Source organism: Pseudomonas sp. GW823-FHT06B06, assembly GCF_058795195.1.
Genome location: NZ_JBXAHO010000006.1, coordinates 25,527 through 47,228, shown reverse-complemented (window position 1 = coordinate 47,228; position 21,702 = coordinate 25,527). Strand labels below are relative to the sequence as shown.

Genomic DNA, 21,702 nt, shown 5'->3' with positions numbered 1-21,702 from the left:
TGGCGATTTTGAAAATCTGCTCACGCTTCTGCGTGGGCCTGAGAGCTCTCATATGACAATCAGCCAACGCAGAACGCCCGCTTCATCAGACGCCCTTGAATCGCTTGCAGAGCAGCTCAGCAGCATGCCTTGCGAACCTTCCTTAGAACTGGCTCTGGCCACTCAACGCCAACACCTTGATACCAGTGCATCAGATGATAAAGAGAAAAAAACCGTAAATTTCCGCCTCTCGAAAAAGACCCAGAACCTAGTATCCATGGTTTACGCGAAGCAATTCGCGATCTCGATGAGAAGTATATTGTCGGGATCAATCTACAGACCAAAGACTCTCCTTGATCAGCCTGTACCGAATGAGATCGAGCTTAAGGCTTGGAAGCATACCGACGAGTTCACGAAGCTAGCTGTTGCCGCAGCACCACTCTATGAGATGGCAAAGGCCAGATCTTGGGAGCTGAAGACCTTCACTTTGATACTCAACAAAAATCTGAGTGCCCGGCTCGACAATAGTGACAGCACCGCGCTCGAATACATTCGCGACCAAATGACCCGGCTGATTCGTAGAACAGTTGATCCGCAAGCTGAGTTTTTGTACGGCATCGAAAAGGCACCGAAAGCGCTGGCGGAGAACTCCAGCCGGAGACGTTGGCACCTGCATGGCTTGATGATTGGTCCGGCAGGCTTCTCTAGGCCGGGAAGAACGGAGCTCCGAATGAAACTTCGCGCAATCAAAGGAGAGGCGGACTCAGACTTGATGTTCAAAACACCGGGCGAAAAAATAGGGGCAGACCCTCAGTCGTCGGCTAGGCAGTGGTGCGTGTATGCGGTAAAAAATGGGCTCACTGTGGAGCTCAATCCTTTACTCGCTGCTGAGTACGAATTGCCTGCTGGCAAGGCAACGTTCATATCGTCCGCGCTGAGACGAGAAGCCCAAAGATGGCATACAGGCAAGCTTGATGGTTTGACGGTCCCTGAGCTGATTGCAGGCGCTGCTAGCAGCATCTACTAGGACGCACTGACTGTTGCAAACATCATCGAAAGAGTACGGCGAGGAGCCCTTACGTTAGAGCTCGCTCAATAGTCATTTCGAAAGACAGAGCTACCCTCAGTCCAGAAACTTTCAACGTCGCTCAAAGCCCGGATATGATCGCGGATGCTAGTGAAGCGATGCTTGCCACGTGAGGCAATGCCTTCAACAGGGTAGATATGACAGTCTTGCTAGGCTTGGACGACGAAAGCTGTACCTCAACGGCATCAACAATCTCCAAAGCATCCTGCTTTTGCTGGGCATCGGTCAGAGTCTGTATGACTTGGCGTAGGCCTTCAACATACTTTCGCAGGTCTGCACCAACGTTTACTGTATTTGTCGACTGATCAACTGAGTGATTGTTGATGCGGGCGTTATGACCAGTGATATTGTAAGTGATACTTTCAACACGCTGCTTGGCCTCCGGCAGGCCGAGCTTTCGCACCGACATCTGATAGTGCGCCTGGATCCCATGAAAGGCTTCATGAAAGCCCGGATCTATCACTTCAAAAGTCTCAACGGCCCCATTGGATGCGCGGCGCTCGATAAGGTCTTTGGGCTCGATGAGAACGTCAGAGCGATCTAAGAACACTGCATCGCGCTGTACGCTAGCCTTTAAGCCTTCAAGCACCTCACCGTTCTGTTTTCGCACGACGATGTTGTCTGTCATAAACTCATCAAAAGACATCGTTTGCTCCCTGCTGTGATGGTAGAAAGTCCGCAGTGTAGCAACGGCCAGTGCGAACTCAAGCACCCTCGGCACCTGTAATCACCAGCGAACTTGGCTAATGGACCGGAGGTTGCCAAGGGTGGTCGCTCCGACCGCCGCCAATACACGGGGTTAGGCGCCTCTAAGACCGAAAGGCTATTGGCACGAACCGATTTTCAAGAAGAGAGCGATCTCGTCCACAAAGTCGGTCTGGGGCGTATAGCTCTGATCACGTATCGTCACCCTGACCGAATCACCATCCTGCTTTCCGTAGGCACCGCTCCAGATGTAGCTATGGCCGATGAAGTTCTCGCCAAAATAAACAACGAAGCCGTCACCATTGCCGTAGAGCTTACTGGAATGAATCGGGGGACAACCCGGCCCCTGCATCTCCTGAGCGAGCGACTGGTAAACCTCGCGGACTGAGCCCTTAGCTGTCACCGTTTTGCTTGCTGGCGAGCTGTCTATACCCTTCTGAGTGAGGCCGTAGCTGCATCCGGTGACCGCCGCAGCCGCGATGATCGGGACAAGGATATTTTTGAGAAGTTTTGTCAGCGAAAAGCATCTGGTCTGGCATGGCCTGATCGAGTCAGCGCCTGTACAACCGTGCTGTATTATCTGCCGTTCTGAATTAAGGATCATGCGGGCGACCTCTTGCCGAAACCCTTAGCTACCCATGCAATGCTCCATCCGAAGAGGTAGAGCAGCCCGCATAGAACGATCCAAGCCCCGGCAAGCTGAGCAATTGTGAGCGGACGCTGCTTGCTCACTTTGGTCATGAACTCAGCGTGCTGAGCATTGCTCTCCTCGATTCTGGCAAGACGTTCGGAAACAGGTGTACGCATCAACACATCACGAACCAGGCGATTCGATTCCTGTACCGGCTCTTCAATGGTTTTGATTTCTGCTAGCTGTTCTTCGACGTACCTCTGATGATCCTGATTCAGCTTCTCGTCGCTGGGTACGTACGTGCGGTACACGTACACCGGTGCGATAACTAGCGCCGCGCAACATACAATCCAAAGCCTTCTCCAGCCGTTCATACCTGTGCCCCTCGCGCGCTTTCGTCTGCTGGCCGTGATGGATCAAATGCGGGGATGAATCGGATCAATAGTGACTGAACGGTTAGCACATGCAGCTCCTTGCATTTCGGCGATTGGAATTCTGTGAGCACGATCAGGCGTTACCCACCCAAAAATGCTAATCACAGTATGTCGAATCATAGTATGCAAAAAGCGAAATTTGGTGAATGCCTATTTCACCGAATCAATGCGCCCTTGTTGCGGTTTTCGCTGCCAACGTACGCCGTCGTCGGCTTGAGCTTGGACTGTCCCAGGAAGCTCTAGCAGAGCGTGCCGGAGTTCATCGAACCTACGTGGGAATGCTGGAAAGGAGCGAAAAAAATTGCACGATCTACAACATCGAACGGATCGCCCTAGCGCTTAACGTCGACCCCGAAATACTTTTGAGAAAGTCGTCCTAGCCACGCGTGGCTTGCACCGTCCCAGTCGTCTGAGTAATGTGGTGAGACATTCACTAGCCCCACCAAGGTGTGACACTGCCTCGAATCAGCCCCCTGCGATCCTGCAACTGGACGCCCCGTACCCATGTGAGTATCATGGCGCCCGCGTCGCACCTGTAGCTCAGCTGGATAGAGTACTGCCCTCCGAAGGCAGGGGTCGTGGGTTCGAATCCCGCCTGGTGCACCATACGTAGAAACGAGAAAGCCTCAGGCCGTTGGGTCTGGGGCTTTTTTGTGGGTCAAAAAAACCGCCTAAGCAGTTTTTTCATTCCGTCGTCCAGTCAAACTCGTCGTAGTCATCATCCTCATCGTCCTCGAATTCTTCCTCTTCAAGAACGTCTTCTTCCTCGGCAACACCCTCTTCTTGCTGGTTCAGCAGAAAATCCTTACGACTCTCGGTAATTGCCCGCCGTAATTCCTCGCCCTTTTCCGGGCAGTTGAGCATTTGGGCGATGCGGTCGATTTTTTTTGTCACGGCATCCTCCAACGCATCGACTATGGCCCGATAGTGCGCGCTTTCGGGCCTTGTTGCCAAATTGTCGAGGGTCAGGCCGATCAGTTTTTCTGCAGATCCTTGAGTCGGGCGCCGAGGTTTTCGTCGGGGAAGCGTGCGTGCAAATCGGCCAGCAGTTTATCGGCGGCTTGCTTGTGCCCGGTTTTTTGCAGGCGAAGCACTTCGCGCAACTGCTCATCCAGGGATTTCACCGGGGCTGCGGCGCGCTTGCTGACTTTGGCTTCGTCCGCCATGTCGGTACTGAAGGATTCTGCTTGCGCCGGGGCCATCGATTCCGCCATGGGTGCGGCGGGTGCAGGTGCGGAGAGCGCGCCAACCGGGGCCTTCAGGGAACGGGCCGCCGCTGGTGGCGCTGCTTCGCTTTCCTGTTTGGCGATCGGTGCCGAGGCTTTGGGCGCAGGCGCGAAGTCGTAGCCTGGCACTTGCTCAGGCGTGCGCTGCACCAGCGAGAGCATCAGCGCGATGCCGACGAGGCTGGCGAATGCCACTTGCCAGCGGGGTTGCTGGCAGGCGCGAATCCAGCGTTGCCACAGCCCTGGCTTCGGCGTGGGCACGGCGTTGCGTGCGGCGGCCAGGATCAAGGCGTCGAGATGCGCCGGCGGTTCGCCGGTGGCCTGCTCGCGGTAATGGTCGAGCGTTTGGTGTTCCGTGGTGTGCTTGGCGTCAGTCATGTCAGTACCTCCTCGGCCAGCAGCCGACGCAGTTTTTGCTGGGCGTAACGCAAGCGGCTCTTGACGGTTTCCAGCGGCGTTTCGGTGAGGGTGGCGATCTGTGGCAAATCGAGATCGCTGTAGGCGCGTAGCAGGAACACTTCGCGCTGGTCGGCGGGCAAGGCTTGCAGGGCGGCTTCAAGGCGCTGGCTGTCGCGGCTCAGGCTCAGCAGCTGCTCAGGGTCGGCCGTCTCATCGGCCAGCGCATGAGCCTGCTCGTCGTAGCTGTCGTGCAGCGGTTGATGGACGCCGTGCTTGCGCCAGTGATCGATCAAGCGGTTGCGGGCAATCTGGTAGAGCCAGGTACGAAAAGTCGCCCGACCTTGTGGCTGGCTGCCGCTGCGGATCAGGCTCAACCAGGTTTCCTGATAGACCTCCTCGGCGAGTTCAGCCCTGCCGCTCAACCCCAGCAGAAACCGGTACAAGCCCTGGCGATGGCGCGCGTACAGAATCTCGAACGCCGCTCCATCGCCCTCGCGATAACGGGCCAGCAGCGCTTCGTCACTGCTGGCATCCAGGCTGCTTGCGGGTGCAAACAACTGGCTGATGAACCCCTTCAATCGGCTCACTATTCAATCCGTCGTTCAGTGGCAGTTGGATTGGACGCCGTGGTGGTGCGCAAGCTCTGCGCCAGTTCCACTAATTGTACGAACTCACTGCGCAGGCCGAAGCGGTCATCGCCCCGGGCGCCACGGGCCAGCGCTTCGGTGTCCTTGAGGCTGAACTCGCCGGTGTAGCGTCCGTCCTTGAGCTGTTGGGAAAACGCCGCCACCGCCGCTGCAAAACGCAAGTCATCGCTGGGCTTGCCGGCCGGTTCGTTAGCGATCGGGCGTTCGATCAAGCGACTGTTCCCGCCTTCCGGTAACTGATAACGCACACGCAGCATCGCCAATTCGCCATTCTTTTCGGAAGCAGCGGCGGCCGTTCGAGCGTAGCGCAGCGGCTCCAACCAGCCCTTCTCGCCCGTGGGGACAATTTCGTACAACGCCGTCACCGTGTGTCCTGCACCGATTTCACCGGCATCGACCTTGTCATTGCTGAAATCCTCACGTTTCAATCCACGGTTTTCATAACCCAGCAGGCGATATTCGCTGACTTGCGCGGGGTTGAACTCCACTTGCAGCTTGACGTTTTTTGCCACGACGGCAAGGGTCGAGCCGAGTTGATCCACCAGCACCTTGCGCGCTTCACGCAGGTTGTCGATGTAGGCGTAATTGCCGTCGCCGGCATCGGCCAGTTGTTCCATCAGGTGTTCATTGTAGTTATCCACACCGAAACCCAGGGTGGTCAGGGATACGCCTGTCTTGCGTTTATCCACAGCCATTTGCTTGAGGCTGTCGAAGTCGCTGACGCCGACGTTGAAGTCACCGTCGGTGGCCAGTAGAACGCGGTTGATGCCCTTGGGGATAAATGCCTGTTGCGCCTGTTGATAAGCCAGCTCGATACCCGAGGCTCCGGCAGTGGAACCCCCTGCGGTCAATTGGTCGATGGCTGTGCGGATCCTGGTTTTTTCCCGTCCGGAAGTGGGCTCCAGCACCACGCGCGATTCCCCGGCGTAGGCCACCAACGACACCCGATCCTGGTCGCGTAGTTGATCGACCAGCAATTTCAGGGTGCTTTTGACCAGCGGCAGGCCCTCGCGGCGATCCATCGAGCCGGACACGTCCACCAGGAACACCAGGTTCGCCGGGGCCAGGTCCGAGACCGTGCGGTCCGAGGCCTTGATGCCGATGCGCAACAAACGCGTATGCGGGTTCCAGGGTGAAGCTGCCAGTTCCGTGGTCACGCCGAAGGGCGAGCCGTCGGTGGGCAAGGCGTAGTCGTAAGGAAAGTAATTGACCATCTCTTCCAGCCGCACCGCCCCTTGCGGTGGCAGTCGTCCCTGATTGAGCAAGCGGCGGACGTTGGCGTAAGCGCCGGTGTCGACGTCGGCACTGAAGGTCGATACCGGTGTTTCGGCGACACTGTGGATCGGGTTGTCTGCCAAGGCCTGGTATTGCTCTCGCTGTTCATCGCGATAGCCCTGTGGATAAGTTTCTGCGCCCGGCATCGGCGCGAAACGGGTCATGGGCGCCGCGCCTACGCTGCGTTTGGCCACCGCTGCATCAGCCATGACAGTTTCATGCTGCACCGCTTCGGTTTTCAGCTCCGCCTGAGCCGGTGGCGGTACCGCTGCGGACTCAGGTTTCGAAGAAACACCGCAACCGGCAATCGCCAGCAACAGCCCGGCGGTAAAACCCTGGGCGACCGGACGTAGAACATGCAGAGGGAGAGACATGGGGGCTGACCTCAGGAGGAAATTGATCCATTCATCCCGTGAGACGGACAGCCCGGACGGTTCGGGTTAACCCGTGCTAAAAAAATCTTCAGCGGTGGTAGCGCCGCACCACACTACTGTTTTTCAGCACATGACCTTTGATTTTTTCCAGCAGCTGGGTGCGCGTCAGGCCGGCTGGCAGGGCATCCGGGGCCAGGTCCAGGGCAAAGAGCTGGATGATGTAGTGATGTGCGCTGTCGCCAACCGGTGGGCAAGGCCCGACGTACCCCGTAGTGCCTTTGCTGTTGGTACCGCCGACGCCCTCGAGCGCGGATTTTGCGCCGACGCCCGCCGGGATCTGGTGAGTGCCGGCCTTGATGCCGTAATGCACCCAATGATCGATGCCCTGGCCTTTCTGGCCATCCGGGTCGTGCATGACGATGGCGTAGCTGAGCGTGCCTGCAGGGCCGGCGTTCCAGTTCAGCGCTGGCGAAACGTTGTGTCCGCTGCAACCCGGGGCGTCGCTGGCGGCAGCCGACGTGAACAGTCGATCATCCGAGACGCCTGGGATGTTCAGGGTAAAACGCTCCTGGGCCTGCGCCGGAAATTGCACGCAAAGGGCGACTGTGACAGCCGCTAGCCAAGGGGTCAGAGAGGTCAATCGGGTCATACCGGGAGTACCTGGTGCGGGTGGGGCCGAGGTCGGCGAGCAAACTATAACTGGACCGTTTGCGCGGTGGCAGTGGCAATTGGATGAACCTCGAGTTAAGCGCCAGACTCTTAATTTAAACGCCTGTCCGGAGAGCGATCATGACCCTGCATCGCGTTGCCCATCTCGCCGATATACCCGAAGACCGTGGCCTGGAAGTCAGCGTCCAGGACAGCAAGATCCTCCTGCTTAAAGTCGGCGATCACGTGCGCGCCTATCAAGGCGAATGCCCGCATGCCGGAGCGCCTCTAGTCGAAGGCGCGCTCTGCCATGGGCGGCTGACGTGCCCATGGCACAAGGGACAGTTTCGGATCGAGGACGGCGGATTGTGTGAACCGCCAGCCCTGGACAGCCTCAAGCGCTACCCGCTTGAAGTGCGCGGGGACGAAATCTGGGTCGACGATCAGCCACTGCAAGACGCTCACACGCCACCGGCCGATGACGAGCGCACTTTTGTAATAGTCGGTGCGGGAGCCGCGGGCACGGCGGCGGCTTCGGCCCTGCGCGAAAAAGGCTTTGGCGGTCGGGTGCTACTGATCGACCGCGAAGCCAACGCCGGGTACGACCGCACGGTACTGAGCAAATTCGTGATTGCCGGACAGACACCACTGGAAGAAATCCCGCCCCTGCGCGACGAAGACTTCTACCGGGAGCAAAGAATCGAGCGAATGAACGCTGAAGTGGCGAGCCTGGATGCCGCCAACAAAACGCTACAACTGGTCAACGGCCAATCGCTGAAGTACGACGCCGCCTTGCTGGCGACAGGCGGTATCCCCGTTCGACCGCAATTGCCCGGCGCGGACCTGCCGCAAGTGTTCGTCTTGCGCTCCAAGGCGGATGCGCAACAGATTCTGCACAGCGCCAAGGCCGGTCAGCGGGCGGTGATCATCGGCGACAGTTTCATCGCCATGGAATCCGCTTCCTCCCTGCGCCAATACGGCCTGGAGGTCACGGTGCTGGCCCGCCATCCGGTGCCTTTCGCCAAACAGTTCGGTGACAGCGTCGGCAAGGCGATTCTGGCGCTGCATCAGGCCAACGGCGTGGTGTACCGAACCGAGGGGCAGGCAGCGCAGATTGAAGGAGCGACGCGAGTCGAAGCGGTGCAACTGGATAATGGCCAGCGTCTGCCAGCGGACCTGGTGCTGGTCGGGATTGGCGTCACCCCCGCCACTGCGCCTTTTACCGATCTGCCGAAGGAAAATGACCAGTCGCTGCTGGTCGACGGCGGGATGCGCGTAGCCGATGGGCTCTGGGCGGCTGGCGATATCGCGACGTTCACACTTAACGGCCAGCCCCAGCGCATCGAACATTGGCGCCTGGCGCAACAACAGGCGCGGATCGCGGCGGCGAACATGCTCGGTGGCGATGAACATTACCTCGACGTGCCGTACTTCTGGACTTGGCACTTTGGCAAAAACTACGACTACCTTGGTTGCGCGCAAGCCTGGGACGAAGTCGAGTTCAAGGGTGATCCTGGCAACCCGCCTTTTATCGGGCTGTTTGGCAAAAATGGCGTGGTGACGGCGGCGGTCGCCTGTGATGAAGAGCGCACGATGGCGATGCTTGCCGAACGGATGAAGCAGCCGTTGTCTGTGGATGAGGCATGGCGGCTGATCCGCGGTTGAAAGGGACGCTGCGGTGTACCTTTTACACCGCGTTATCGTTCTTCGCCGGCAAGCCTGGCTCCTACAGGCAAACCGGACACCGAAGTTCGCCAGCCAGCCTGCTGGGGGTTACGGCTCCTGGACGACGGCAGGAGCGCTGAACTTGCTCATAAGGAAACCGACAAACTCCTCGACGGTCATTTTCTGGCCGTTGAATTCCACCTGGTTATTGGCGAAGTGCAGTTGGGTGACGACGTTGCTGCCATCCAGTTTCGCCAACTGCGAGCCGACCGCCATGCTGCTGAACATATCGGTGGTGGCAGTCGCCTGGTCGGCGATGAGCTTGGCGTCGGTCTGGCCGTCGATTTGCGACTGCACGCTGAGTATGTCGACGAGCATCGGCTTCGACACTTTCAGGTTGACGTCCAGTAACGCGATCATCTGGCGGATCAGCTGGTCAGCCGGCAGGTCGATCGATTGCGGCTTGGTCAGGTCAAGCACCAGGTTGGCGCGGCTTTCACCATTGGCGGTGTTGAACGACAGGTTCTCCAGGGCTACCTGTGGGCCGGCCGCCAGCAATTTTTCCAGGCCGGTTTTAAGCTGCGCTTCTTCTGCAGGGGTCAAGTTCAGCTCGGGGACCGGTTGACCGGCCTCGGCAGCCTCGGCGGCGGCCTGCTCATAAGGCTGCAATTTAGTCTGGTAGATCTGCATCAGCGACAACGTCGCCGGGATGTCGAGGTTCTTCAGGCTCATGGCAAGCTGGGCAGAACCCACAGCCTTGCCGTTCAGGGACACTTCACCGATCTTGTAGTCGGCACGCCCGGAAGCGCTGGTGCCTGACTCCTCGGTGTGGTTCTTCATTTCGAAACTCTTCAAGCCCAGCACCGACTGCTTGGGGCCAAAGGTGGTTTTACTGTTGCTCAATTCGACGGTGTTATCGCCGGTGTAATAACCGTAGGTGCTTTTGGTCAGGTTGCTGGCCAGGGTAAGACCACTCAACTCGACCAGCACGGGTGCCTGGTCTTCGGAAACAGTGGTCAGCTTGAGGCTGTCCATGTAGCCATCGGCCTTGACCTTCTGCGCCTGGGCGCTGGCCGAGACATCAACCTTCAGGCCGGAAAATTTCAGGCTGGACTTGTCATCCAGTGCAGTTTCCAGCGGCAGCAATTCAAGCGTGCCGTTGGTGGAATTGTCGTAGCCAATGTTGACCACGCCCTTGAGCGGCGAAGCGTCCTTGGTGGCGGCGAACCATTTTTCCGTGAGCGGGGTCTTTTCCAGTTCATAGTGACTGGTGGCCATGACCGGCAACCATTTCAGCGATACCAGGCGCGAGAACGGAAGCGGGCCGTGTTCGATGTGGTCGGTAAACAGCAATTCGACCGGTACCTCGCCGAACATTTCGCCTTCACCCTTGAGGCGGTAATGCGCAGTGCTACTGAATACATGACGTTCCAGGGACACCAGTTCCAGCGAGGCCGTGCCTTTGTAACCGACCATTGCAGCCTGCAATTGCTTGTTGGCATCCGCCAGGGAGCTGTTGAGCACACCTTCGATTTTGGTGCCGGTGAACCAGGCTCCGCCAGCGCTGATTCCACCAATCGCGACAACGATTCCCAGGAGCACGCCTGCTGATTTATTCATGAAAGACCCGTTCGATGTCCGTTGTTGAAAATGTGGTCGTCTTCCCTGAACCCATGAGGGGTTGCGGTCACGACTGCGCTGAAAGTGGGGTGCAGGTTAGCATCAGGCGTGCAAGGCAGCCCAATGGTTAACGGTGAAAAAGTGTCGCCTGAAAAAAGATCGCAGCCTGCGGCAGCTCCTACAGGGTGATACGAATCTCCTGTAGGAGCTGCCGCAGGCTGCGATCTTTTAGCAATCAGGAATACTGCACTTCAATCTCATCAAGCTGGTGATCAAAGGTTTTCAGCCGCGCCGTCCAGGTGTAGATCAACACTTCGAAATCCCGGTTGATCACCGCCCCGCCCGTCACTTCACTGCGCGGGTCGCAGTAGTCGAGCTGATAGCGCTCCCGGGCCATGGCGGTGGCGACGTCAGCCAGCTCGCGAGCATTGTTGAGCCAGTGCCGACCGTCGTCGGCCACTTGTTTGTCCAACTCAAGGCATTGTTTTTTCAAGGTTTCGAGGCTTTTTTCCAGGGGTGTGCCCGTGAGCTCGCCCATGACTTCCTGGAAGGTCCTGCCCGGCTGCCAGTAGCTGCCCCAGAAATACCGGTCGAAGACCGATTCGACACGCCGTAGCGCCACCTTGGTGTTCCAGATCATCACCAGGGTCTTGCCTTGTTCAAGCTGTCTTTTTTTGATTCGTTGCCCTTGGACCGACGCCCAGGCCACCACCGCAATGGACATCACGGCAATCAAGAGGGCGGCGCTGTCGAGGAACGTCAGCGCTTTGTCGATCTGGTTAGCCAGCATGATGCCGTAGAAATAGGTGCCTGTGAGCAGCACCAGCGCCACAACGGCGCACCAGAAGCCGAGAGCATAAGGGTTTTTCATTATTGGTTTCCCCATGACCTGCGCATGCCTTGTACGAATCCAGGGCGCTTTTGCACGAACGCCCTTTCAACACTTCAAAGCATAGCAACGGCCTCAGGGTTTGCCGGAGTTCGATGCTTGCGTTCGTCCGCTTTCCCAACCACCGCCCAAGGCGAGGAACAAATCGATCTGGCTGATGGCAACTTGGGTGTTGGCAGCGGCCAGTTGCGCGGTGACGTCGATGTAGGTGCGGGTCGCCTGCAAGTCCGCCAGGAACGATGCACGACCGGCCTGGAAGAAACGATGGGTCTGGTCGGCGGCCAGCTTCGCCGACTGCTCGGCGTCCGCCAGCGCCTCACGGCGTTGCAGCAAGGCGGAGTACTGGGCCAGGCCGGTCTGGGTTTCACGAATAGCGTTGAGTACCACTCCATCGAAATGCGCCAGCGTCGCCTGGGTCACCGCTTCAGCTTCGCGAATTCGTGCCCTGGCGCCGTTGGTCGGCACATTCCAGGTCAGCGATGGGCCAAAGCCCCAACGGTTGGCAGAGGGTTCGCCGAGGTTTTCCAGGAGACCGACCGTGCCGATGGTCGCGCCGATGCGAATGTCCGGGTAAAGCTCACCGGTAGCAATGCCGATACCCGCGGTCGCGGCCGCCAGTCGACGTTCGGCCTGGCGGATGTCGGGGCGGCGCTTGAGCAGCGATGCGCCGTCGCCCACGGGTACCAATTGTGTGATTTTTGGCAGTTCGTCGCAGCTGGCGGTGCCGGCCGGTAGTTGATCCACCGGCTTGGCCAGCAGCATCGACAAGCGGAACAGCCCGGCCTGACGTGCCGCCTCATAGCGCGGCATGTCGGCGCGCAAGGATTTGAATTGGGTTTGCGAACGGGTGACCTGGGTTTCGTCGCCACGCCCGGCATCGCGCAAACGCTGGATCAGCGTGGTGCTCTGGGCTTGCAGGTCGAGGGAATGCTGGGCGATTTCCCGTTCCTCGTTGGCTGCGCACACCTGGGTGTAAGCCCGGACCACATCGGCCACCAGAGTGATGCGCGCCGTATCGGCGGCAGCCTGGGTCGCATCGGCATTGGCCTTGGCCGCTTCGATGCCGCGCTGCAAGGTGCCGAACAGGTCAAATTGGTAGGACGCGCTGATGCCGATATCGCCGATGTTGGCCACCGGCACCTTTTCCGGCAGCAAGAACGCTTCACCGGATTCCTGCAAGCGCTGGGCGCCCATCTTCACCCCACCGCTCCAGCCGCCCGCCGCCTCGGCCTCGTCCACCTGAGCGCGAGCGCGCAGCAGGCTGGCGGCCGCTACACGCAAATCAGTGTTGGACGCCATGGCCTGCTGTACCAGTTGGTCCAGCCGCGGGTCCTGATACAAGCGCCACCAATCGGCAGGCACCGGCGCCGAAACCACCGGCTTGCCGTCCACTGCCAGTTCGCCCTGCAGGTCTTCACGGTGGATCGCGGCTTCGTCCGGCAGGTGATAATCCGGACCGACCATCTGACACGCCGACAGCAGCAAGCCTAATCCGGCGATCGCCAAACCCGAGGCCTTGCTCATTGCACGGGCTCCCGGTTCTGGTCGTCGATGATCGATACCGTGGCGGTGCGCCCGGCGATCATGCGGAAATCCTCAGGGACCTCATCGAAGGCGATACGCACGGGAATCCGCTGGGCCAACCGCACCCAGCTGAAGGCCGGATTGACGTTGGGCAGCAAGTTGTTGCCACTGGTGCGGTCGCGGTCTTCGATACCGGCCACGATGCTTTCCACATGGCCGCGTAGGCGCGCATTGTCGCCAATGACCCGGATGTCGACGCTTTGGCCGATGTGGATGCCGTTGAGTTTGGTTTCTTCGAAATAGCCGTCGATATGGAAAGAATTGCTGTCCACGACAGACAACACTGGCCGCCCGGCACTGACGAACTCCTGGGTTCGCGGCGCGCGGTCGTTGACGTAACCGTCCACGGGACTTCTGATCACCGAACGGTCGAGGTTCAGTTGCGCGCTGTCTACCGCTACCTGGGCTTCCATCAACGCCACTTGTGCGCGGGCCACCCGGGACTGGCTTTCTTCCAGTTGTTCGCCCGGCACCAGATTGCCAAGACCTTTGTTACGCTTGGCTTCACGCTGGGCCTGGGCCAAGGTTTCCTCGCGGTCTGCGACCGCCGCTTTCGCCTGGCGCAAGGCCAGTTTGAAACGGTCCTGGTCGATGCTGAACATTACTTGGCCGCGCTTTACCAACTGGTTGTCGCGCACTTGCACTTGCTGGATCAGCCCGGATACGTCCGGCGCGATCTGCACGATGTCGGCCCGGATGTGCCCGTCACGGGTCCAGGGCGCGAACATGTAGTACATCACCATGCGCCAGACCACGACCACGGCGAAAGTTACGATCAACAGGGTCAGGACCACGCGACCAAGGGTTAAAAACGGCTTTTTCATGTCATCAGGTATCGACTGAGTGAATCCACGGCGCCAAGCAGCAAGGCGTAGAGAGCCACGTTAAACAATGCCCGGTGCCAGACCAGACGGTAAAAGTGCAGGCGCGTCAGCACCCCGTGCACCAACAGGTACAACACATAGGTAATGCCCATCAGCACCAGCAGCGTAGGCAAAAACACCCCGCTGATATCCAGATCACCGATCATAAAGGCGCTCCATCGATGCCATGGGGAAGCGGTTCTTCGGGCTCGGCAGATCCGACGAATTCGACGCCGGGCAACAACGCCAGGCGCAAGCCGCTCAAGGCGTGCAGCAGGTGCAAGCGGGTTTCTTCATCACCCGCGCCGCCCAACGCTCGGCGCGTTCGGTCGAGGGTCATCAGCAACGGACTCGGCGCCGGCAGGCGTTCGCCGGCCTTAAGGCAGGCCTTGAAGTATTCGCCGACCTCGGCCACTACCTGACGCAGCAATGCCTGCGGAACGCCGTGAACCCGCGGCGTATAAGCCAGCAGGTCAAGCAGGTTCAGCGCCACACGAACTTCGCGCAAGGCGATGCCGGTGTCCTGGCCGGTCACCGCCAGCCGCGGTAGATGCTGCATCAGTCGATCCAGGACCTGCACGCCCAGGCGTCGATGGTCGGCCAGCGTGGCCGGCTCAGTGAGGCTGACAATGTCGCGCCAGGCGAAACGGGTCAGGCGTTTGGCCGCAAGCTCCGCACCGAACGGCCGGGCGATCAGGGTCCAGACGAACGCGAACAGCAAACCCACCGGTCCAGCCAGGTTGGAGTTGGCGAAACTGAGGAAGTCCGCGTCGTAGGCGCCCTGAATACTGATGAACGACGAGGTATTGACCAGCGTCAGCAACATGCCCAGGTAAAACTGCGGCTTGACCGTCAGTGTGCCGATGCAGATGAACGGTACGGCGAAGGCCAGCACCAGCATCGGGAAATCATGCAGATTGGGCAGGACGAGAAACAGGTAAAGGCTGGCGAATACCACCGACATCGCCGTCCAGAAAAAGAATCGGTAGATCTGCGGTGCCGGGTCATCCATCGAGGCAAAGAAGCTGCACGCCACTGCCGCCAGGATCACTGCACTGCCGCCATCGGTCCAGCCCAGCAGAATCCACAGCACGGAGGCGACAATGATCGCCGCGACGGTGGAAGCGGCGGAATAGAGCATCAGCCCACGATCCAGAAAGGGGGTCAGGCGCCCCAGGCGCCAATGCCGATAGACCGCACGCCAACTGTCCTGGCTTTCGCACTGGATCGCGTGTTGCAGGCTGCGACAGTCCTGCCACAAATCGACCCACTCGCCGAGGCGATAAATGGCGTTGGAGAACAGCAGTTGCTTGCGATCATCCAGCACTGCGGTGCTGGGCTGCAGCGCTTCGAGTTGGTCTTTGAGCGCTTGCCAACGCTCGGGATCAGCATTCTTGTGATCGAGCCATTCAGTGGCAGCGGCCAGCAATGGCGCGAACTTGTCCACCAGCTCAGGGGTGCGCCTTTCCAGCGCGTAGAGCGCATCGTCGAGGGCATCGATCACTGGCAACAGGTGAATCATCCGTCCGCGCAACTCCTTGGTGTTGCGCACTGTTTGCGGACGCGCGCCTTCGTGGGGCAACTGACCGATCATCAGTTCCAGGGTATTGAACGTGGCGACCATTGAGGCGCGCAAGGCGCTGACCTCCTCGGGCTGCACGTTGCGGGCGAGAAAGCGCGTGCTGTAATTCGACGCGTCGGCAAACCACTTGCTCACCGAATCGTTGAACACCGGCGCCAGCCGTCGCGGCCAGAACATCGCACCGACCACCGCAGCGACGGCGATGCCGAGGAAAATTTCTTCTGTGCGCGCTTCGGCCACGTCCCACACTGCCAACGGGTTATTCACTACCGGCAGGGCGATCAAAGGCAAGGTGTAGCCGGCCAGCATCAGGGCGTAATTGTTCGCGGTGCGCAAATGCATGGACAGGAACAACAAAATCCCGGTCCACAGTGCGATGACCAGCACCAGCACATAAGGACTCTGCACGAACATCGGCACGAACAGGACCGCCGCAGCGGCGCCCAGAAAAGTGCCGACTGCGCGGTACAAAGCCTTGGAACTGGTGGGGCCGACAAACGGGCTGGAAACGATATACACCGTGGCCATCGCCCAATAAGGACGCGGCATTTGCATGAGCAAGGCGATATACAGCGCGATCATCGAGGCCGCGAAGGTGCGTACTCCGTAGAACCAGTCCCGGGCCGGGGGCATACCGGAAAAGAAACCGTTCAAGGGCTGGTTACCGGCAAATGACTGGCCGACTCGAAGGCCTTCAATACGCGCAGCGTCGCTTCAAGATCTGCCGGATCGATGCCTTCGAGGACTTCATGACGCAAACGCACCAACTCAACCTCGACGGCTTGCACCAGGGTCCGACCGGTAGCGGTCAGGCTCAGGCATTTGGCGCGCCGGTCCTGGGCGTCTGCGGTGCGGCAGACGTAACCGCCATGGCACAACTGATCGAGCAAACGTACCAGGGACGGGCTTTCCATCCCCGCCGCCTGCGCCACCGTCACCTGCCGCACGCCCTCGCCTAGACGCCCGATCATCAGTAACGGGACGGCACAAGCTTCGGAAATTCCATAGTTGGCCAGGGTGGACTGGCAGATTTTGCGCCAGTGCCGGGCGGCCACCACCATGGTGCTGCTGATGTTCATTTGCAGAGCGTCGAGGTTATTCGGCACGAGGGAAAACACACTGTTAGTTTGCTAACTATCAATATGGCATTGGAAGGGATTTTCAGTCAAGTTTTGAAACAAATCTTCGGCTTTTTACATTCCCCTCCCCTTCCTCAACATCACATCCAGCTGATCCACCACCTCCGCCCAATCGGCGTCTTCCAGAATTTCATTGCGCAACAGATCCGCCTGGCTCGGGTTCCAGAAAAAAGCATCCGCCAGGTGCAGGTCCGGTTTGAGCGGTGAGTGGGTGGTGATGAATTTGTCGATGCTCTCGGCGTCGTCAGGCAGGCCGAGTTGCTTGAACAGGGAGGGAAGATTGTGGGTTGGGTTTTCCATGTCGGGCTCCAGTAAAACTGATAAAGGGACCGCTGCGCGGTCAATCGCGAGCAGGCTCGCTCCCACAGGGAAGGCGTTCACCTTGTGGGAGCGAGCCCGCTCGTGAAGACGACAGCATTGACGAAACGATCCTCAATGACTCAACTCCCGCACCTCTGCATGGGGCACCATTTTCAGGAATTGCGGCATGTCCATGTGCAGCAGGTTGATGTGATTGCCGGCTTCCAGATAGATGTCTTTCTGTCGAGTCAGCAGCGGGTCGATGACAACGTCAAGTCCATAGGCTTCGCCCAGGGCCGGCACGGCCCCGCGTTCGCAGTCTTCAAACAGATGCGGAAGGTTGCTCTCGCGGGAAACCTGCCATTCACCGGTGCTGCGCACTTTGCTCAAGTCCAGGTGACGGCTGGCGGGAAGCACGGCCATCAGGTAATGCCCGTGGTGGTCGTCAAGAATGACCGACTTGGCCACCCGTTCTGCAGGTATACCCGCCACCCGTGCGGTTTCGAGGCTGCTGGCCGAATGGGGATGGGTGACGATGTCATATTCGCATTGAGCCTGCTCCAGGCTTTTCTGCACGGTTCTTGCCATACGCATGATGCACCTCGGTGTCCGCAGAAACGCCTGGCGGACGATGGTTAACACTTTTGTACGTAGTAAAAGTCTAGGCCCGCTGGGGCAAACCAGCGGGAATTCCGCCCATCGGACAGGTCGACAACTGAGCAAAATTCATACAACCAGCGCCTCAACTAGACTGTATACAGAACCACCTGCGACTCTCCTGGAGGGTCACGTGAACACTCGTTGTTGTGCGCTTGCGTTGCTGTTGGCATTGAGCGGAGTCGCCATCGCTGCGGACACCGCCGAACTGCCCGGTTCCAATCCCGCGGGGATCTGGCTGATCACTTTCGGTATCGCTTTTTTAATCGCCGAGGCGGCGCTGCCCAACTATGGCGTGATCGGTCTGGGCGGAATCGTGATGTTCGTGATCGGCGCAGTGATCCTGACCAATGCCGAACTGCCCGTGCCGTTGATGATCGGCCTGGGACTGCTCAGCGCGCTGCTCTTGATATTCCTGTTGATCCGCGCCCTCAAGACCCGACCGCGCCACACCGTCAGCGGTGACGCCGGACTGTTGGGCAGCGTGACCCCGGTGCTGTCTTTGCAGGCCGGCGATGCGTGTCTGGGCTGGGTGCATCTACAGGGCGAACACTGGCAGGTATCGAGCGCCCAGCCATTGCAGGTCGGGCAAAAGGTCCGGGTGGTGGCGCGCAAGGGATTGTTGCTGGAAGTGGCCGCGGCTGACGCGGTAACGGTTGGAGGTTAGCCATGGGTCTGCAAATCGGTTTTGTCGCGCTGCTGCTACTGCTGATCGCACTGGCGGGGGCGACGTTCCGCATCCTGCGCGAGTACGAGCGTGGGGTGGTGTTCCAGCTCGGACGCTTCTGGCAGGTCAAGGGCCCCGGCCTGATCCTGCTGATTCCGGTGATCCAGCAAATGGTCCGGGTCGACTTGCGCACCATCGTCCTCGACGTCCCGCCGCAAGATGTGATCACCCGCGATAACGTCTCGGTCAAAGTCAATGCAGTCCTGTACTTCCGAGTACTTGATCCACAGAAGGCAATCATTCAGGTCGAAGATTTTCTCATGGCCACCAGCCAGCTGGCGCAAACCACCTTGCGTGCGGTGCTCGGTAAACACGAACTTGATGAACTGTTGGCTGAGCGAGAACGGCTGAACATCGACATCCAGCAAGTACTCGACGCCCAGACCGACGCCTGGGGCATCAAGGTTGCCAATGTCGAAATCAAACACGTGGACCTCAACGAATCGATGATCCGCGCCATCGCCAGACAAGCAGAAGCGGAACGCGAACGCCGGGCCAAGGTGATCCACGCGGAAGGCGAATTGCAGGCGTCGGAAAAACTCATGCAAGCCGCCGAAATGCTCGGCCGCCAACCCGGCGCCATGCAGCTGCGTTATATGCAGACGCTGAGTTCGATCGCCGGGGACAAGAGTTCGACCATTGTCTTCCCGTTGCCGATCGAATTGCTCAAGGGCATGGCGGATCTGTCGGCTAAACCTTGAGTCAGCGTTGCGCCGCCAGCGGATAAACCGACTCCCATCCGCCACCCAGTGCCTTGTACAACCCGACTGCTGCCAGCGACACGCCGGTGGAACTCTCCACCCATTGCTCCTGGGTCGCCAGCAATGCGCCTTGCACGGTAAGGACGTTGACGAAGTCCACCACGCCCTCGACATATTGCTGTTGCGCGGTTTGCAGGGCGATACGGTTCTGGCGTACCGCTTCGGCGAGGCTGTCGCGGCGCAGTTGGCTGGCGTTGTAAGCGCTCAATTGGTCGTCGATTTCATGCCAGGCGCGCAATACGGTTTGCTGATAGGCGATGGCCGCTTCCTGTTGCTGGGCTTCGCGCAGGTTCAGCACGCCGCGCAGGCGGCCGCCGTCGAACAGCGGCAGGCTGAATTGCGGGCCGATGCCGAACGTGCGTGAACCCCAGGAACCGAAATCGCTCAGTTGCATGGCTTGCGAACCGACGCTGCCTGACAGGGTAATCCGTGGATAAAAATCCCCCTTGGCCACGCCGATGCTCGCGGTCGCGGCATGCAGGCGGGCTTCGGCCTGGCGAATGTCCGGGCGGCGCTCGGCCAGTTGCGAAGGCAGGCCGATGGCAACCTGGCGCGGCGTTTGCGGCACCGGCGCGTCAGTGGATAACTCGGCCGCCAGCGCCTGGGGAGGTTCCCCCATCAACAGGCTCAAGGCGTTGATCAGTTGGGCCTGGCGCTGCTCCAGTGCTGGCAGGCGCGACTCGATGGCCGCGACCTGGGCGGCGGCTTCGGCGACATCAAGGTCCGTTGCGACACCATCAGCCAGGCGCAGCTGCGAAAGTTTCAGGCTGTGCCGAGCGACCTCGAGGTTCTGTTCGGTAACGGCACGGGTGTTCTGCACTCCGCGCAGTTGAATGTAGTCCTGAGCGGTTTCCGACAGCACCGACAACAGCACACCACGACGGTCGTTTTCGGCGACTTCCACGGTGGCATTGGCGGCCTCGGTTTCGCGGCGCACGCGACCCCAGAAATCCAGCTCCCAAGAGGCGGAGAAGCCGGCATCCCAGAGACTGAATGCAGAATTGCCGTTGTGCCCCGACGGATCGCTCAGGCCTTCGCCGCTGTTGCGTTTACGGGCGTAACTACCCGTGGCGGCGGTATTCGGATAGCGGTCGGCGGTGATCACCTGGCGTAAAGCACGGCTTTGTTGCAAGCGGCTGCTGGCGAGTTTCAGGTCAAGGTTGTCGCTCAGGGCACGTTGAGTGAGGGCCGAGAGTTGCGGATCGTTGAACACTTGCCACCAGCGTTCGTTCATCGTCTCCTCACTGGCCTGGCTGGCGGCGGCCTTGGATGGTTTCGCCCACTCGGTGACTTGCTGTGCCTGAGGTTTTTGGAAGTCAGGGCCTACGGTGCAGGCTGACAGGCTCATCACGAGCAAGGCACAAAGGGTGAGTCGAGACGGATGGCCTCTTCGCGAGCAGGCTCGCTCCCACAGGGGATCGCAATCAACGAAGATACTCATCGCTGCGCAACCTCATTGGCCTTCGCACCAGCCGTATCGATACTCGCCTCCACCGACATCCCCACCCGCAACCGTTCGGCTAACGGCTGACCCGGTTCCAGCACGATCTTCACCGGAATCCGCTGCACCACCTTGGTGAAGTTGCCCGTCGCGTTATCCGGCTTGATTGAAGCAAAGGTCACGCCGGTGGCCGGTGCGATGCTCTCGACCCGGCCGTTCAGCGCTGCGCCGCCAAAGGTGTCGACACGCACCTGCACGTCCTGCCCTGGCTGCACATTCGTCAGTTGGGTTTCCTGGAAGTTGGCCACCACATAGGCTTGCGCCAGCGGTACCACGGCGAGCAGTTTGCTGCCCGGCGTGACATAGGCCCCGACACGCAACGCGCGCTCACCGACCATGCCATCCTGCGGCGCGGTAATACGTGTGTAAGACAGTTCGTAACTGGCGATTTCCAGCTTTGCCTGCGCCCGTTTCAACCCACCTTCTGCTCCGTCACGCTGGGCCGTAAGGATATCCACCTGCTTGCGCTCCGCCGCCAGCACCGCCGTGACATTGGCCAACCGGGCAGTAGCCTGATCGATGCGCGTGCGCGCTTGCTGAGCATTCTGCACCGTGCCGGCACCGACCCCGGCCAGGTGGTCGTATCGGTTCAGTTCATGTTGAGCGAAGGCTATTTCAGCCTTGGCGGACACTACCTGTGCCTGTGCCTGGGCGATCACCGAGGCCTGACGCTCAAGCGTCGCCCGGGCATTTTGCAGTTGCGCCTGAGCCACCACGGCTTCGGCGGCGGCCGCTTCGGCGGCGGCGCGCAGGTCGCGATCATCGATCAGCGCCAGCAGTTGCCCGGCCTTGACCTGCTGGTTGTCTTCCACCAGCACTTGCTTGATGAACCCGGCAACGCGCGGCACCACCAGTGTGTAGTCAGCCGAGACATAGGCATCATTGGTGCTCTGCTCTGTGCGCTGGCCAAACAGGCCGGGCGCCAGCAGATAAATCAGTACGCCCGTCGCGATCACGACGGCGACGCCAACAGCTACTTTTTGCTTGGATTGAGTCGTCATGAAAACCT

At 59.6% G+C, this 21,702-nt stretch carries 24 protein-coding genes and 1 tRNA gene; 6 read left to right on the top strand and 19 right to left on the bottom strand.

Annotated elements, in window-relative coordinates; all coding sequences use genetic code 11:
• The first annotated feature begins 52 nt into the window (after positions 1 to 52).
• Positions 53 to 1,006: a hypothetical protein gene (locus tag AC1Q8Q_RS07150; protein ID WP_492614932.1), complete on the top strand. Its 954-nt coding sequence runs from the start codon at positions 53 to 55 to the stop codon at positions 1,004 to 1,006.
• A gap of 121 nt (positions 1,007 to 1,127) precedes the next feature.
• Here AC1Q8Q_RS07150 and AC1Q8Q_RS07145 read toward each other — a convergent pair whose 3' ends face one another.
• The 3 genes from AC1Q8Q_RS07145 to AC1Q8Q_RS07135 all read right to left on the bottom strand — a co-directional run bounded on the left by AC1Q8Q_RS07145 (position 1,128) and on the right by AC1Q8Q_RS07135 (position 2,776).
• Positions 1,128 to 1,712, bottom strand: a complete 585-nt coding sequence (locus tag AC1Q8Q_RS07145; protein WP_492614931.1) for a hypothetical protein — start codon at positions 1,710 to 1,712, stop codon at positions 1,128 to 1,130.
• Positions 1,713 to 1,889: 177 nt separating this feature from the next.
• Positions 1,890 to 2,375, bottom strand: a complete 486-nt coding sequence (locus tag AC1Q8Q_RS07140; RefSeq protein ID WP_492614930.1) for a hypothetical protein — start codon at positions 2,373 to 2,375, stop codon at positions 1,890 to 1,892.
• Positions 2,372 to 2,776 (bottom strand): hypothetical protein, encoded by a 405-nt coding sequence (locus AC1Q8Q_RS07135; protein ID WP_492614929.1) that lies wholly within the window; start codon positions 2,774 to 2,776, stop codon positions 2,372 to 2,374. The genes AC1Q8Q_RS07140 and AC1Q8Q_RS07135 overlap by 4 nt, the downstream gene beginning before the upstream one ends.
• 206 nt (positions 2,777 to 2,982) lie before the next feature.
• Here AC1Q8Q_RS07135 and AC1Q8Q_RS07130 point away from each other — a divergent pair, with 206 nt between their 5' ends.
• The gene (locus AC1Q8Q_RS07130; protein ID WP_492614928.1) at positions 2,983 to 3,216 is read left to right on the top strand and encodes a helix-turn-helix domain-containing protein; all 234 of its coding nucleotides are present in this window, start codon (positions 2,983 to 2,985) and stop codon (positions 3,214 to 3,216) included.
• A 149-nt stretch (positions 3,217 to 3,365) separates the two neighbouring features.
• Positions 3,366 to 3,442, top strand: a tRNA-Arg gene (locus AC1Q8Q_RS07125).
• 78 nt (positions 3,443 to 3,520) lie between these two features.
• On the opposite strand, the gene AC1Q8Q_RS07120 is transcribed toward AC1Q8Q_RS07125, so the two are convergent.
• From AC1Q8Q_RS07120 to AC1Q8Q_RS07100, 5 genes are all read right to left on the bottom strand, one after another.
• Positions 3,521 to 3,790 (bottom strand): hypothetical protein, encoded by a 270-nt coding sequence (locus AC1Q8Q_RS07120; RefSeq protein WP_492614927.1) that lies wholly within the window; start codon positions 3,788 to 3,790, stop codon positions 3,521 to 3,523.
• A gap of 20 nt (positions 3,791 to 3,810) precedes the next feature.
• Positions 3,811 to 4,440, bottom strand: coding sequence for a hypothetical protein (locus AC1Q8Q_RS07115; RefSeq protein WP_492614926.1), 630 nt, complete (start codon positions 4,438 to 4,440; stop codon positions 3,811 to 3,813).
• Positions 4,437 to 5,018, bottom strand: a complete 582-nt coding sequence (locus AC1Q8Q_RS07110; RefSeq protein WP_492614954.1) for an RNA polymerase sigma factor — start codon at positions 5,016 to 5,018, stop codon at positions 4,437 to 4,439. The genes AC1Q8Q_RS07115 and AC1Q8Q_RS07110 overlap by 4 nt, the downstream gene beginning before the upstream one ends.
• A gap of 29 nt (positions 5,019 to 5,047) precedes the next feature.
• Complete coding sequence (locus AC1Q8Q_RS07105; protein WP_492598464.1) at positions 5,048 to 6,757, bottom strand: vWA domain-containing protein; 1,710 nt, start codon at positions 6,755 to 6,757, stop codon at positions 5,048 to 5,050.
• A gap of 88 nt (positions 6,758 to 6,845) precedes the next feature.
• Positions 6,846 to 7,406 (bottom strand): YbhB/YbcL family Raf kinase inhibitor-like protein, encoded by a 561-nt coding sequence (locus AC1Q8Q_RS07100; RefSeq protein ID WP_168757055.1) that lies wholly within the window; start codon positions 7,404 to 7,406, stop codon positions 6,846 to 6,848.
• A gap of 140 nt (positions 7,407 to 7,546) precedes the next feature.
• On the opposite strand from AC1Q8Q_RS07100, the gene AC1Q8Q_RS07095 reads away from it, so the two are divergent.
• On the top strand, positions 7,547 to 9,070 hold the full coding sequence (locus tag AC1Q8Q_RS07095; RefSeq protein WP_168757054.1) for an FAD-dependent oxidoreductase: 1,524 nt from the start codon (positions 7,547 to 7,549) through the stop codon (positions 9,068 to 9,070).
• A 108-nt stretch (positions 9,071 to 9,178) separates the two neighbouring features.
• Here AC1Q8Q_RS07095 and AC1Q8Q_RS07090 read toward each other — a convergent pair whose 3' ends face one another.
• The 9 genes from AC1Q8Q_RS07090 to AC1Q8Q_RS07050 all read right to left on the bottom strand — a co-directional run bounded on the left by AC1Q8Q_RS07090 (position 9,179) and on the right by AC1Q8Q_RS07050 (position 17,641).
• Positions 9,179 to 10,690 (bottom strand): YdgA family protein, encoded by a 1,512-nt coding sequence (locus tag AC1Q8Q_RS07090; protein ID WP_168757053.1) that lies wholly within the window; start codon positions 10,688 to 10,690, stop codon positions 9,179 to 9,181.
• A gap of 235 nt (positions 10,691 to 10,925) precedes the next feature.
• The gene (locus tag AC1Q8Q_RS07085) at positions 10,926 to 11,561 is read right to left on the bottom strand and encodes a hypothetical protein (RefSeq protein ID WP_020795858.1); all 636 of its coding nucleotides are present in this window, start codon (positions 11,559 to 11,561) and stop codon (positions 10,926 to 10,928) included.
• Positions 11,562 to 11,654: 93 nt separating this feature from the next.
• Positions 11,655 to 13,103, bottom strand: coding sequence for an efflux transporter outer membrane subunit (locus AC1Q8Q_RS07080; protein WP_033042760.1), 1,449 nt, complete (start codon positions 13,101 to 13,103; stop codon positions 11,655 to 11,657).
• Positions 13,100 to 13,987, bottom strand: coding sequence for an efflux RND transporter periplasmic adaptor subunit (locus AC1Q8Q_RS07075; RefSeq protein WP_168757052.1), 888 nt, complete (start codon positions 13,985 to 13,987; stop codon positions 13,100 to 13,102). Before AC1Q8Q_RS07075 ends, AC1Q8Q_RS07080 begins: the two co-directional genes overlap by 4 nt.
• Positions 13,984 to 14,193, bottom strand: coding sequence for a DUF1656 domain-containing protein (locus AC1Q8Q_RS07070; RefSeq protein WP_008059581.1), 210 nt, complete (start codon positions 14,191 to 14,193; stop codon positions 13,984 to 13,986). Before AC1Q8Q_RS07070 ends, AC1Q8Q_RS07075 begins: the two co-directional genes overlap by 4 nt.
• Positions 14,190 to 16,262, bottom strand: a complete 2,073-nt coding sequence (locus AC1Q8Q_RS07065) for an FUSC family protein (protein WP_168757051.1) — start codon at positions 16,260 to 16,262, stop codon at positions 14,190 to 14,192. Before AC1Q8Q_RS07065 ends, AC1Q8Q_RS07070 begins: the two co-directional genes overlap by 4 nt.
• Complete coding sequence (locus AC1Q8Q_RS07060) at positions 16,259 to 16,687, bottom strand: MarR family winged helix-turn-helix transcriptional regulator (RefSeq protein ID WP_020795862.1); 429 nt, start codon at positions 16,685 to 16,687, stop codon at positions 16,259 to 16,261. Before AC1Q8Q_RS07060 ends, AC1Q8Q_RS07065 begins: the two co-directional genes overlap by 4 nt.
• 114 nt (positions 16,688 to 16,801) lie before the next feature.
• Entirely contained in the window at positions 16,802 to 17,047 is a 246-nt protein-coding gene (locus AC1Q8Q_RS07055; protein WP_020795863.1) for a DUF2789 domain-containing protein, read from the bottom strand.
• A 132-nt stretch (positions 17,048 to 17,179) separates the two neighbouring features.
• Complete coding sequence (locus AC1Q8Q_RS07050; RefSeq protein WP_033042421.1) at positions 17,180 to 17,641, bottom strand: aminoacyl-tRNA deacylase; 462 nt, start codon at positions 17,639 to 17,641, stop codon at positions 17,180 to 17,182.
• A gap of 196 nt (positions 17,642 to 17,837) precedes the next feature.
• Between AC1Q8Q_RS07050 and AC1Q8Q_RS07045 the strand changes: the two genes are divergently transcribed.
• Complete coding sequence (locus tag AC1Q8Q_RS07045; RefSeq protein ID WP_083349974.1) at positions 17,838 to 18,371, top strand: NfeD family protein; 534 nt, start codon at positions 17,838 to 17,840, stop codon at positions 18,369 to 18,371.
• Between the two features lie 2 nt (positions 18,372 to 18,373).
• Positions 18,374 to 19,132 carry a slipin family protein gene (locus tag AC1Q8Q_RS07040; RefSeq protein WP_033042424.1) on the top strand — a complete coding sequence of 253 codons (759 nt, stop codon included), beginning with the start codon at positions 18,374 to 18,376 and terminating at the stop codon, positions 19,130 to 19,132.
• A gap of 1 nt (position 19,133) precedes the next feature.
• Here the strand turns inward: AC1Q8Q_RS07040 and AC1Q8Q_RS07035 are convergent, their stop codons facing one another.
• Both AC1Q8Q_RS07035 and AC1Q8Q_RS07030 read right to left on the bottom strand, forming a co-directional pair.
• Complete coding sequence (locus AC1Q8Q_RS07035) at positions 19,134 to 20,633, bottom strand: efflux transporter outer membrane subunit (RefSeq protein WP_489326995.1); 1,500 nt, start codon at positions 20,631 to 20,633, stop codon at positions 19,134 to 19,136.
• Complete coding sequence (locus tag AC1Q8Q_RS07030; RefSeq protein WP_020795868.1) at positions 20,630 to 21,694, bottom strand: HlyD family secretion protein; 1,065 nt, start codon at positions 21,692 to 21,694, stop codon at positions 20,630 to 20,632. The genes AC1Q8Q_RS07035 and AC1Q8Q_RS07030 overlap by 4 nt, the downstream gene beginning before the upstream one ends.
• Positions 21,695 to 21,702 lie beyond the last annotated feature (8 nt).